This is a genomic window from Rhizobium mesosinicum (genome assembly GCF_019511345.1).
Classification (GTDB): domain Bacteria; phylum Pseudomonadota; class Alphaproteobacteria; order Rhizobiales; family Rhizobiaceae; genus Rhizobium; species Rhizobium mesosinicum.
Map to the genome: position 1 here is coordinate 145,018 of NZ_JAEUAK010000002.1, position 12,628 is coordinate 157,645.

Below are 12,628 nucleotides of genomic sequence, written 5' to 3' on the forward strand. Positions count from 1 at the left end.
CCACCCCCTCGCCAATTGGCAAACTCTGGTTATGATGGCGTTACGATCAACACAGACCGGTGTGCCATGTCCCCAAAAAAGACGACGCTGAAGCCTGCCAGAAACGTACCCGCCTCGAAGAAATCCCCTCCTGATCCCGGATCTCTGCGCGGTGTTGCGAACTGGAAGGAAGCGGCGCAGTGGCTGAGGGCACGCGGTATCGAAGACATCGAATGCATCACGCCGGACCTTGCCGGCGTGCCGCGGGGCAAGATGATGCCGTCCTCCAAGTTCACCTCCAACACATCGCTCGCACTGCCTTCGGCGATCTACCGCCACACGATATCAGGCGAATATCCCGAGGAGACCGAAAGCTTCCGCTACGAGCCGCGCGACAGCGACTTGAAACTGGTGCCCGACCTTTCCACCCTGTCCGTGGTTCCCTGGGAAACCGACCCGACCGCGCAGGTCATCTGCGACATCGTCAATTCCGACGGACAGGAAGTTCCCTACACGCCGCGCAATGTATTGAAGCGCATTCTCAACCTCTATGCCGAGCGCGGCTGGAAGCCGATCGTGGCGCCGGAAATCGAATTCTACCTGGTGGCCACGAATGACGATCCGGACTATCCGCTGCACCCGCCCAAGGGACGTTCGGGTCGTTCGATTCTCGGCGGCCAAGGTTATTCGATCGCCGGCATCAACGAGTTCGACGAACTGATAGACGACATCTACCACTTCTCGGAAAAGCAGGGCCTTGAGATCGATACGCTGATCCACGAGGAAGGGCCGGCGCAGCTCGAAATCAACCTCCGTCACGGCAATCCGATCGAACTTGCCGACCAGGTGTTTCTCTTCAAGCGCACGATCCGCGAGGCGGCGCTGAAGCACGATATCTACGCTACCTTCATGGCAAAGCCGATGCAGGGCCAGCCGGGTTCGGCAATGCATATCCACCAGTCCGTGGTGGACATCAATACCGGCAAGAACGTCTTCTCCAACAATGACGGTTCTGCCTCGAAGGAATTCTTCCACTTCATCGGCGGCATGCAGAAATACGTGCCGAGTGCGCTTGCGATGCTGGCACCCTATGTGAACTCCTATCGACGTCTGCAGCCGGACATGTCCTGCCCGGTCAACAATGCCTGGGGTTACGACAACCGCACGACGGCCTTCCGCGTGCCGGTCTCCGATCCGCAGGCCCGGCGCGTGGAAAACCGCCTGCCGAGCTCGGATGCCAATCCCTATCTTGCGCTCGCCGCCTCGCTTGCATCCGGTCTGCTCGGGATCGTGAAGGAAATCGAGCCCACGGCTCCGACCGAGGATTCGGCCAATGAGGGCTCGATCGACTTGCCGCGTGGGCTTCTGGAAGCCGTGGCACTGCTCGAAGACGAACCGGCCTTCGAGGAAGTCTTCGGCAAGGAGTTCATCGGACTCTATGCCGGCGTGAAGCGGGGCGAGTTCGAGACCTTCATGCAGGTGATCAGTCCCTGGGAGCGGGAATTCCTCCTTCTGAACGTGTGAGGGCGTGCCATGACGAAAGAGACATGGCAAAGCCCCATCGCGCCGGGAGTTTCCTGGTATCAGGCAACAGTCGGAGAGCGGCCGGATTATCCGGCGCTCGACGGCTCCAGGCAATGCGACGTCGCCATCATCGGCGGCGGCTATACGGGCCTTCAGGCCGCCTATAATCTTGCCAGGGCTGGCGTTTCGGTGACCCTAGTCGAGGGCAGCAGGCTCGGCGACGGCGCCTCGGGGCGCAATGGCGGCCAGCTCGGCACCGGCCAGCGCTGGTGGCCGGAAGAGATGGAAGAGAAGATCGGCTATGAGCGCTCCAAGGCGCTCTTCGATCTTGCCGAAGATGCCAAGCGGCACCTCATGGATTTTGCGACCGAGCACCAGATCGATATGGATTATGTGCCCGGCCAGCTCAACGTTGCGCACAAGGAAAGCTATAAGCGGTACTATTACGAGAATGCCGAGATCGCAGCTTTCCGCTACGACTATCCGCACATGCGCTTCATGGACCGCGAGGAAACGCAGGAGCGGCTCGGCTCCAGGCGTTTCTATTGTGGCGTTCGCGATACCGGCACCGGCCATGTCCATCCGCTGAAGCTGCTGATTGGCCTTGGCAAGGTGGCGGCTAATGCCGGGGCCGATATTTTCGAAATGACCAAGGCGAAGTCGATCGAAGAGCGCAGCGGCAGGGTGCTGATCGAGACCGAACGCGGCACAATCACCACCAACCGGGCGCTGATTGCCTGTAATGGACATATCGGCAATCTGGAGCCGATCACGGCAAGCCATGTGATGCCGATCCGCTCCTTCATTGGCGCGACAGTACCGCTCGACCGGTTCCCTGATGTAATACCGGGCGGCGAGGCGGTGGCGGATTCGCGTTTCGTCGTGCGCTATTTCCGCAAAATGAAGGACGGACGGCTGCTCTTCGGCGGACGCGAGGCCTATACGGCCGACAATCCGCGTGACATCTCGCAGCATATCCGCCGGCAGATCGCCGAAATCTATCCGGCATTGAAAGATATCGAGATCACTCATGCCTGGGGCGGATCAGTCGGCATCACCATGCCGCGCCAACCCTTCGTGCGCGAGGTGATGCCCGGCGTCACGTCGATCGGCGGTTATTCCGGCCACGGCGTCATGCTGTCAAATTACTGTGGCAAGCTTTACGCAGAAATGGTGCTGGGAAAATCGGCCGACCTCGATCTCTTCAGGGCGCTCGAAATTCCTGCCTTTCCGGGCGGCGCGCGCATGCGGGCGCCGCTGCTTTTCCTTGCCTTGTCGTGGTTTGCTCTCCGCGACAAGTTTTAGTTCGATTGCGGATTTCCTCTGCGGGCAATTCGCTCTAAAACCGATGTCCGACAGATTCATTGCACCGCACACTGGCTTTTTTAAATCGATTAGATTAAAACGGCCACCAACCAAGCCTGATTGAGAGACAAGCTCATGAGCAGCCAGATCATTCCCGTTGAGCCTTTTGATTACGTCGTCTTTGGCGGCAGCGGCGACCTTGCCGAGCGCAAACTTCTGCCCGCGTTGTATCACCGCCAGATCGAGGGCCAGTTCTCGGAACCGACCCGCATCATAGGCGCATCGCGCAGCCCGCTGTCACATGAGGAATACCGCAAATTCGCCAAGGATGCCCTGAAGGAGCACCTGAAAAAGGGCGAATATGACGAAGCGGAAGTCGAAAAATTCTGCTCGCGTCTGTTCTATGTTTCCGTCGACGCCCGCACGGACTCCGGCTGGGATCAGATGAAGAAGCTGCTCGACGAAGGCAAGGACCGCGTTCGCGCCTTCTATCTCGCCGTCGCTCCCGCTATCTTCGGCGACATCTCGCAGAAGATCCATGAGCACAAGCTGATCACCAAGTCGACCCGTATCGTCGTCGAAAAGCCGATCGGCCGCGACCTTGCTTCGGCCCTGCAGCTCAACGACAATATCGGCCGTGTCTTCAAGGAAGAGCAGATCTTCCGCATCGATCACTATCTCGGCAAGGAAACGGTGCAGAACCTGATGGCGCTGCGCTTTGCCAACGCGCTCTATGAGCCGTTGTGGAACGCCAACTATATCGACCACGTGCAGATCACCGTTGCCGAATCCGTCGGCCTTGAAGGCCGCGCCGGTTATTACGACACGGCCGGCGCGCTACGCGATATGGTGCAGAACCACATCCTGCAGCTCCTCTGCCTGACCGCGATGGAAGTGCCCTCCTCCATGGATTCGGAAGCCGTCCGCGACGAAAAGCTTAAAGTTCTGCGGGCCCTGAAGCCCATCAACGCCTCCAATGTCGAGCAGGCCACTGTTCGCGGCCAGTACCGCGCCGGCGCCTCCGGCAGCGGCCCGGTCAAGGGCTACCTGGAAGAGCTCGAAGGCGGCGTTTCCAATACGGAGACCTTCGTCGCCATCAAGGCCGAGATCAACAACTGGCGCTGGGCGGGCGTTCCCTTCTACATCCGCACCGGCAAGCGCCTGGCCGGTCGCATGTCGGAAATCGTCATCACCTTCAAGCCGATCCCGCATGCAATCTTCGATCAGGCGGCCGGTCGCATCAGCCAAAACCAGCTGATCATCCGCCTGCAGCCGGATGAGGGCGTCAAACAGTCGCTGATGATCAAGGATCCGGGTCCTGGCGGCATGCGCCTGCGCAACGTCTCCCTGGACATGAGCTTCGCGCAGGCCTTCAATGTCCGCAATCCGGACGCCTACGAACGTCTGCTGATGGACGTCATCCGCTCCAACCAGACGCTGTTCATGCGCCGCGACGAAGTCGAAGCCGCATGGCAGTGGGTCGATCCGATCCTCAAGGGTTGGGAATCCACCGGCCAGCAGGTACAGGGCTACACGGCCGGCACCTGGGGTCCGAGCCAGGCCATCGCGCTGATCGAACGCGACGGCCGCACCTGGCACGACGACATCTAAGTCCGAGGGTTCGAAGATATGGCATCGACACTGCATTCCTTCGCTAACGCCGCCGAACTTGCCGCCAACCTTGCAGACAAGGTTTCAGGCGCACTTTCGGCAGCTATCGCAGCCCGCGGAGAGGCGAGCATCGCCGTTTCGGGCGGCTCTACGCCGAAAGCCTTCTTCCAGGCGCTTTCGACGCGCGATATCGACTGGACCAAGGTGACGATCACACTCGTCGACGAACGTTTCGTTCCCGCCGACAATCCGCGCTCGAACCACCTGCTGGTCGATGGCAATCTTCTTCAGAACAAGGCGAAGGCGGCGCGTTTCGTGCCGCTTTACCAGCCGGCGGCTTCCGTCGAGGAGGCTGCGAAACTTGCAACGGCAAAGAGCGCGGAGATCGGCATCCCCTTCGATGTCGTCATCCTCGGCATGGGCGGCGATGGCCACACAGCCTCGTTCTTCCCGGGCGGCAACAATTTGAGCGTCGCGCTCGACGCTCAAACCCCGCGCGGCATCATCACCATGGATGCGGAAGGGGCCGGCGAGCCGCGCCTGACCTTCACCTTCTCCGCTCTTCAGGATGCCAAACTGCTTATTCTCCACATTGAGGGCGAAGGCAAAAAAGACGTTCTCGCCAAGGCAGAAGGGAACGGTGACGAGGCAGAGATGCCGATCCGCGCCATTCTGCGCCGGGCCACTTCCCCGGTCGAGATCTACTGGGCTCCCTGATACGGCCCGTGAGGCCGCCGGAGCCGGCGAACAGAGACGAACAAGAACAAGGCAGGGATTTTCCATGTCCGCTCACGCACGCATTGCTGCGATCACGAATCGCATTGTCGAACGCTCGAAGCCGACCCGCGAGCGCTACCTGGAGCGCCTGCGCGCTGCCGCCTCTCAAGGCGTCAACCGCTCGGTTCTTGGCTGCGCCAACCTAGCCCACGGCTTCGCCATCTGTTCCCCCGCCGAGAAGGATGCGCTTGCGGGCGACCGCGTGCCTAATCTCGGCATCATCACCGCCTATAATGACATGCTCTCGGCCCATCAGCCGTTCGAGACCTACCCGGCGATCATTCGCGAGGCGGCAGCGCAGGCGGGTGGTATTGCCCAGGTTGCCGGCGGCGTGCCGGCCATGTGCGACGGCGTCACCCAGGGTCAGCCGGGCATGGAGCTTTCGCTCTTCTCGCGCGACCTGATCGCCATGGCAGCCGGGGTCGGCCTGTCCCACAACATGTTCGATGCGGCGCTCTTCCTCGGCGTCTGCGACAAGATCGTTCCCGGCCTCGTCATCGCCGCCCTTTCTTTCGGCCACCTGCCGGCGATCTTCATCCCGGCCGGACCGATGACCTCGGGCCTGCCGAATGACGAGAAGTCGCGCGTGCGCCAGCTCTTTGCCGAGGGCAAGGTCGGGCGCGCGGAACTGCTGGAAGCCGAATCCAAATCCTATCACGGCCCTGGCACCTGCACGTTCTACGGCACGGCAAACTCCAACCAGATGCTGATGGAGATCATGGGCTTCCATATGCCAGGCTCCTCCTTCATCAATCCCGGCACACCGCTGCGCGAAGCGCTGACGCGCGAGGCTGCGAAGCGGGCGCTGGCCATCACCGCGCTCGGCAACGAGTTCACGCCGGCCGGCGAGATGATCGACGAGCGCTCGATCGTGAACGGCGTCGTCGGCCTTCATGCGACGGGCGGCTCGACGAACCACACGATGCACCTCGTCGCCATGGCACGCGCCGGAGGCATCCAGCTGACTTGGCAGGATATTGCCGAGCTGTCGGAACTGGTGCCGCTGCTTGCCCGTGTCTATCCGAACGGGCTTGCCGACGTGAACCATTTCCAGGCAGCCGGCGGCATGGGCTTCCTCATCAAGGAACTGTTGAAGCAGGGCCTGGTGCATGACGATGTTCGCACGGTCTTCGGCCAGGGTCTGGAAGCCTATACGGTCGATGCGCAGCTTGGCGAAAACGGTACGGTCGTACGCAAGCCGTCGCCGGAAAAGAGCCACGATCCCAAGGTGCTCGCCAGCATCGAGACGCCCTTCCAGGCGAATGGCGGGCTGAAGATGCTGCGCGGCAATCTCGGCAAAGCGGTCATCAAGATCTCCGCCGTCAAGGCGGAGCGCCATATCATCGAGGCGCCGGCCATCGTGTTCCATAGCCAGCAGGAGCTGCAGAACGCCTTCAAGGAAGGCAAGCTCAACCGGGATTTCGTCGCTGTCGTGCGGTTCCAGGGACCGAAGGCCAACGGCATGCCGGAACTGCACAAGCTGACCCCACCACTCGGCGTGCTGCAGGACCGTGGTTTCCGCGTGGCGCTCTTGACCGACGGGCGCATGTCCGGGGCTTCCGGCAAGGTTCCGGCGGCAATCCATGTCACGCCCGAAGCCGTTGACGGCGGCCCTATCGCCCGCATCAAGGACGGCGATATCATCCGTCTCGATGCGATCAGGGGCACGCTCGAAGTGCTGGTCGATGCTGCCGACATGGCCGAGCGCGAGCCCGTGACGATCGATCTCTCGGATAATGAATTCGGCATGGGGCGGGAGCTCTTCGCGCCGTTCCGTCATGCGGTCGGCCCGTCCGATCAGGGCGCCAGCGTGCTTTTCCACGCCCACTGACATTCCACCATCGATAGAAAGAAAAACCGCGGCTGAGACCGCGGTTTTTTCGTATCCGGTGAAACGCGAGACTGTTACGCGCGGATATCGAGGACGTAATCCTTGTGAGCCGGGTGCGTGCTATAGACGAAGATCTTGTTCAGCTCCTTCTGCGTCAGCAGGCGCAGGAAGCGGACTTCGATCGTGTTGTTGGGGAAGGTCTTCATCAGCAGGCAGCCCACCTTGGTGATGCGGGCATCCGGAATATCCAGGTAGAACTGCTTCGGCAGCGTATACTGCGTGAGGATCGCGAGGATCGCGCTGCTCATCGAGATACGGACGATATCGCAGCGGCGCGAGGCGGCATGCATGACGCCCTTTTCCGTATATTCGATGCGCGCGGCGTTCATCGTGTCTTCCATCTTGAACCGCGATTCGCGGTCGTACATGAAAGATTCTTCCTTCGCCAGGAAGTGCGATTTTGGAGGTGTTGGATTCGATGCGGCCATGGCCTTAGTCCCCTCAGTCTTGGTGAGAAAAGGCTAGCACTGCATGTTTAACAGAAAGTGAGAATCCTCCCCCTCCGCAGCCTCAAGAAGAAGGATTCCACCAAAAATGGATGGTCATTTTCTGTAGGTATGACCGGCGGCATCGAAGAGGTGCAGTTTCTGCCGATCGGCAACAAAATGCATCTTCTGGCCGCGCTTCACGTCGTAGATTCCGGGCAGTTTGACGATGATCGGCTCACCCTGGACCAAACCTTCAATATAGAGAAGCGTCACTTCGCCGAGCGCCTCGACGATCGAGACTTCGCCCTCGAACAGGTAATCTTCGCTGGGATCGGCAATGCGCAGATCTTCGGGGCGAACGCCGAAGCTTGCCTGTTTGCCCTTCTCCGAAGCTGCAGTGGCGATATTGAGCGTCACCGACTTGCCCCCGGTCAGTGTCACAGTCGTGTTCTCACCGGCCTCTGTGATTGTCGCGGGGATAACGTTCATAGCTGGAGAACCGATGAACTTGGCAACGAACAGGTTTGCAGGGCGCTCGTAAAGTTCCAGCGGCGCACCGACCTGCTCGATATTGCCGGCAGAGAGAACGACGATGCGGTCCGCCAGCGTCATCGCCTCGACCTGGTCATGCGTGACGTAGATCATCGTCGTATCGGCCATCTGCTCGTTCAGACGGGCGATCTCGATGCGGGTTGCAACGCGCAGTGCTGCATCGAGGTTGGAGAGCGGCTCGTCGAAGAGAAAGACCTTCGGGTTACGGCAGATGGCGCGGCCGATCGCCACGCGCTGACGCTGGCCGCCCGAGAGCGCCTTCGGCAGGCGATCGAGATATTTTGTCAATTGCAGGCTGTCTGCTGCTGCCCGCACGCGGCGATCGATCTCCTGCTTGCTTTCACCGGCGATCTTCATCCCGAATGCCATGTTGTCGAAAACGGTCATATGCGGGTAGAGCGCATAGGACTGGAATACCATGGCGATGCCGCGCTTCGACGGCGGCACGTCATTGACGAGCATGCCGTCGATATACATCTCCCCGCCGGTGATGTTTTCCAGGCCGGCTATCATTCGCAGAAGCGTAGACTTGCCGCAGCCGGAGGGGCCGACGAAAACGATGAATTCGCCCTGGTTGATCTCCAGGTCGATGCCGTGGAGCACGTCCACGGAGCCATAGGATTTGCGGATATCCTTAAGCGTCAGTCCAGTCATTTCCTCTCCCCTCCTGATCCTTAAGCGAGACGGGCGAAATACGCCCCCCAGGCCGGAATATCGATCCTGTCGCCGTAGTTGTTGCTGTTAAAGCCATGCCCCGTCAAAGCCTGCCACTCGCCTGCCGGCAGGGTGACATTGGTTTCTGCCGGCCCCATGTTGAAGATGCAGAGCAGCGTCTCATTGCCGTATTCGCGCGTGAAGATCAGCGCATCGCCCTGCGGATCCTCGAACTCAATCTCGCCCTTGGCGAAAGCCGGATGCTGCTTACGGAAGGCGATGAAGCGGCGGTAGTGCTCCAGTACGGAATTCTCGTCGCCCTGCTGCACGCTGACGGCACGCAGGATGTGCTCGACCGGCACCGGCAGCCAGGGTTTTACCGTCGAGAAGCCGCCCTGGGCAACCTGGCTGTCCCAGACCATCGGCGTGCGGCAACCATCGCGTCCCTTGAACTCCGGCCAGAACTGGATACCGTAGGGATCCTGCAGGTCCTGATAGGCAAGATCGGCTTCGGTCAGCGCCAGCTCCTCACCCTGATAGAGGCAGACCGAACCGCGCAGGGTCATCAGCAGCGAGGCATAGAGCTTGGCAAAGGCGTCGTGGTCGGCGACCAGCGAACCCCAGCGGCTGACATGGCGCATGACGTCATGGTTCGAGAAAGCCCAGCAGGCCCAGCCATCGGGAGCCGCGGCGCCAAAATCCTTCATAACTTCCTCGACACGCTCAGGCGTCAGCGGATCGGGCGCCAGGAATTCGAAGGCGTAACACATGTGCATCTTGTCATTGCCGGAGGTGTATTCGCCGACGATTTCGAGGCCACGCTGGCTGTCGCCCACTTCGCCGACGGCGGCAATGGCAGGAAACTCTTCCAGCACCGCACGGAAACGCTTCAGGAATTCGAGATTTTCCGGGCGGTTCTTGTCGTAAAGGTGCTCCTGGAAGTTATAGGGGTTCACGGCAGGTGCAGTCGACGCGTTGCGGCGTTCCGGAGCAAGCGCCGGATTGTCGCGCAACAGCTTGTCGTGGAAATAGAAGTTGATCGTGTCGAGGCGGAAGCCGTCGACACCGCGCTTCAGCCAGAAACGGACGACATCAAGCAGGCGGTCCTGAACTTCCGGATTGTGCAGGTTCATATCCGGCTGCGAGGTCAGGAAGTTGTGCATGTAATATTGCATGCGCGTCGGATCCCACGCCCACGCGGAACCGCCGAAGATCGAGAGCCAGTTGTTCGGCGGCGTACCGTCAGGCTTGGCATCGGCCCAGACATACCAGTCTGCCTTGGCATTGGTCTTGCTCGTGCGGCTTTCGACAAACCACGGGTGCTGGTCGGAAGAATGCGAGATGACCAGATCGATCATCACCTTGATGCCGAGACGGTGGGCTTCCGCTATCAGCGTGTCGAAATCGATTAGCGTACCGAAGATGGCATCGACGTTTTCGTAGTCGGAAACGTCGTAACCGAAATCGCGCATGGGCGAGGTGAAGAAGGGCGAAATCCAGATGGCGTCGGCACCAAGGCTTGCGATATGCGGCAAGCGGGCGGTAATTCCCTTGAGGTCGCCGATGCCGTCGCCATTCGAATCCTGGTAGGAGCGCGGATAGATCTGATAGATCACCGCGCCGCGCCACCAGTCCTTGTCGGCGGTCAGAAGGGATTGGGAAGCCATACTCATGGAATATCCTGTTTGAAATTACGTCTTGGGATGGAATCAGCCTCCTTTGACCGACCCCGCCAGCAGGCCGCGCACCAGATAGCGCTGCAGCGAAAAGAAGACGAGCAGCGGTATGATGATGGTGACGAAGGCTGACGCCGTCAGGATTTCCCAGTTGCCGCCGCGCGAACCGAGCAGCGCATTCAGCGCTCCCGTCAGCACGAGGTGGTCCTTGTCGGTGCCGAGGAAGACCATGGCGACGAGCAGGTCGTTCCACACCCACAGGAACTGGAAGATCGCGAAGGAGGCGAGCGCGGGGAAGGACAGAGGCAAAACGATGCGAGTGAAGATCTCGAAGTCGCTCGCGCCATCGACGCGCGCGGATTCGATGATCTCCTTGGGCAGGCCGGCGATATAGGCCCGCAGGAGATAGATGGCGAGCGGCATGCCGAAGGCGGTATGCGCCAGCCAGATGCCGGGATAGGTCTTCGACGGCTGGCCGATCGCGGTGCCGATCTCGTTGTAAAGACGGAGCAGCGGGATGAGCGACATCTGCAGCGGTACGACGATGAGGCCGACGACCAGTGCAATCAGCAGCGCGCGGCCCGGAAACTCCATCCAGCTCAGCGCATAGGCGGCGAAGGCAGCGATCAGGATCGGGATGATGGTCGCCGGAATGGTCACCGTCAGCGAATTGATGAAGGACTGGCCGATGCCCTCGCTCGTCAGGACGGTCTTGTAGTTTGCCAGCGTGAATTCCGGCGGAGCCGATGCCGCGACATAGATGCGCCGCGGACGTTCATCGGCCCCGAAGGCGGCGTTCTTCATGTAGCGGTAGCTGCCGTCGCTGTTGACGAGCAGGCTTTCGCCGTCGCCGAGATCGGCAGTCTGACCGGCGTCGAAGGCCGAGGGCTGCTGCACACGCACGCCGAAGGCTTTCACTGAGCGGCCCGGCTGATCGGCCAGCACATTGCCCGTGATGACGTAGATATCACCCTCCTGCTTCTGCTGGTCGGGCGTGCCGAGGCGTGCGGCCACCGTCTGCGTGGATCCGACGAAGGCAGTCCACCAGCCGGAAACGGTGATCTGGTCCCTGTCGCGGAGCGCGCTGACGAAGATGCCGAGGGTCGGCACCAGCCAGACAATGACGATGACGAGAACGCAGAAGTGGACGAAAAGACGGGCGGGGCCGATCTTGAAGTAGCGTGCAGCGGTCGTCATCTCAGCGCCCCTTCAATTCAGCGTTGGCGCGGCGCACGTTCCACACCATGATCGGCGTGACGGCGAGCATGATGATGATGGCGATGACAGCACTTCGGCCGGAATCGCCGCCGCCGCGGAACAACCAGTTGAACATCAGGTTCGCCAGCACCATGGTCTGCCATTGGCCGTTGGTCATGGTGAGCACGATATCGAAAACCTTGAGAACAAGGATGGTGATCGTCGTCCAGACGACGGCGATCGTGCCCCATATCTGCGGCACCATGATGCGCCAGAAGATCTGCCAGCCATTGGCGCCGTCGATGACAGCAGCCTCGATCGTCTCTTCCGGGATGCCGCGCAATGCGGCCGAAAGGATAACCATGGCAAAACCGGTCTGGATCCAGATCAGGATCACCATCAGGAAGAAGTTGTTCCAGAAGGGAACGGAGATCCAAACCTGCGGCGTGCCGCCGAAAGTCTGCACGATGGCGTTCAGAAGGCCGATCTGCACATCGTTGCCGCCGCGGTATTCGTAGATGAATTTCCAGATCACGGAAGCGCCGACGAAGGAGATCGCCATCGGCATGAAGACGATGCTCTTGGCGATATTGCCCCACCAGATGCGGTCGGTCATGACGGCGATGACAAGGCCGAAGAAGGTGCAGGCGGCCGGCACGACGGCAAGCCATAGAATGTTGTTGAAGATCGACTGGCGGAATTCGCGGTCGTTCAAGGCCCACAGGTAGTTCGTCGTGCCGACGAACTCGTTGCCCGACCTGTCGTAGAAGGACAGGATGAAGGTCGCGACGACAGGATAGACGAGATAGACGATCAACAGGAAGAGCGCCGGGAAGAGGAACAGCCAGGGGCGGATCATTGCGCGCCGGTTCAGATTGCGCGAGGCCTGACGGATATCACCGTCCCGCACCGGCAAGGCGAGATCGAGGATCTTGTTCGAGAAAAAGAAATAGGCCGAGCATGCGAAAACGGCGACGACCACGACGCCCAAAGCGGACACTATCTGCGACAGCATTTCGTCCCTCCCCTGCTTC

10 protein-coding genes are annotated in these 12,628 nt (G+C 60.5%); 5 read left to right on the forward strand and 5 right to left on the reverse strand.

The genetic code is table 11. The annotated features are described in order from the left end of the window. Positions 1 to 66: 66 nt before the first annotated feature. The 5 genes from JNB85_RS04665 to edd all read left to right on the forward strand — a co-directional run bounded on the left by JNB85_RS04665 (position 67) and on the right by edd (position 7,027). On the forward strand, positions 67 to 1,503 hold the full coding sequence (locus JNB85_RS04665; RefSeq protein ID WP_220333232.1) for a glutamine synthetase family protein: 1,437 nt from the start codon (positions 67 to 69) through the stop codon (positions 1,501 to 1,503). Between the two features lie 9 nt (positions 1,504 to 1,512). Further along, positions 1,513 to 2,808 (forward strand): NAD(P)/FAD-dependent oxidoreductase, encoded by a 1,296-nt coding sequence (locus tag JNB85_RS04670; RefSeq protein WP_220333233.1) that lies wholly within the window; start codon positions 1,513 to 1,515, stop codon positions 2,806 to 2,808. 135 nt (positions 2,809 to 2,943) lie between these two features. Beyond that, entirely contained in the window at positions 2,944 to 4,419 is a 1,476-nt protein-coding gene (gene zwf / locus JNB85_RS04675) for a glucose-6-phosphate dehydrogenase (RefSeq protein WP_220333234.1), read from the forward strand. Between the two features lie 18 nt (positions 4,420 to 4,437). Then, the gene (gene pgl, locus JNB85_RS04680; protein WP_220333235.1) at positions 4,438 to 5,136 is read left to right on the forward strand and encodes a 6-phosphogluconolactonase; all 699 of its coding nucleotides are present in this window, start codon (positions 4,438 to 4,440) and stop codon (positions 5,134 to 5,136) included. A 64-nt stretch (positions 5,137 to 5,200) separates the two neighbouring features. Then, positions 5,201 to 7,027: a phosphogluconate dehydratase gene (gene edd / locus JNB85_RS04685; protein ID WP_220333236.1), complete on the forward strand. Its 1,827-nt coding sequence runs from the start codon at positions 5,201 to 5,203 to the stop codon at positions 7,025 to 7,027. 74 nt (positions 7,028 to 7,101) lie between these two features. On the opposite strand, the gene JNB85_RS04690 is transcribed toward edd, so the two are convergent. From JNB85_RS04690 to JNB85_RS04710, 5 genes are all read right to left on the reverse strand, one after another. After that, positions 7,102 to 7,515, reverse strand: coding sequence for a hypothetical protein (locus tag JNB85_RS04690; RefSeq protein WP_183728680.1), 414 nt, complete (start codon positions 7,513 to 7,515; stop codon positions 7,102 to 7,104). Positions 7,516 to 7,629: 114 nt separating this feature from the next. After that, a complete protein-coding gene (locus JNB85_RS04695; RefSeq protein WP_220333237.1) occupies positions 7,630 to 8,721 on the reverse strand; it encodes an ABC transporter ATP-binding protein in 1,092 nt (363 codons plus the stop codon). Positions 8,722 to 8,741: 20 nt separating this feature from the next. Next, positions 8,742 to 10,394: a beta-galactosidase BglA gene (bglA, locus tag JNB85_RS04700; protein ID WP_220333238.1), complete on the reverse strand. Its 1,653-nt coding sequence runs from the start codon at positions 10,392 to 10,394 to the stop codon at positions 8,742 to 8,744. A gap of 36 nt (positions 10,395 to 10,430) precedes the next feature. Next, a complete protein-coding gene (locus JNB85_RS04705; RefSeq protein WP_220333239.1) occupies positions 10,431 to 11,594 on the reverse strand; it encodes a carbohydrate ABC transporter permease in 1,164 nt (387 codons plus the stop codon). A 1-nt stretch (position 11,595) separates the two neighbouring features. Then, positions 11,596 to 12,609, reverse strand: coding sequence for a carbohydrate ABC transporter permease (locus tag JNB85_RS04710; protein WP_220333240.1), 1,014 nt, complete (start codon positions 12,607 to 12,609; stop codon positions 11,596 to 11,598). Positions 12,610 to 12,628 lie beyond the last annotated feature (19 nt).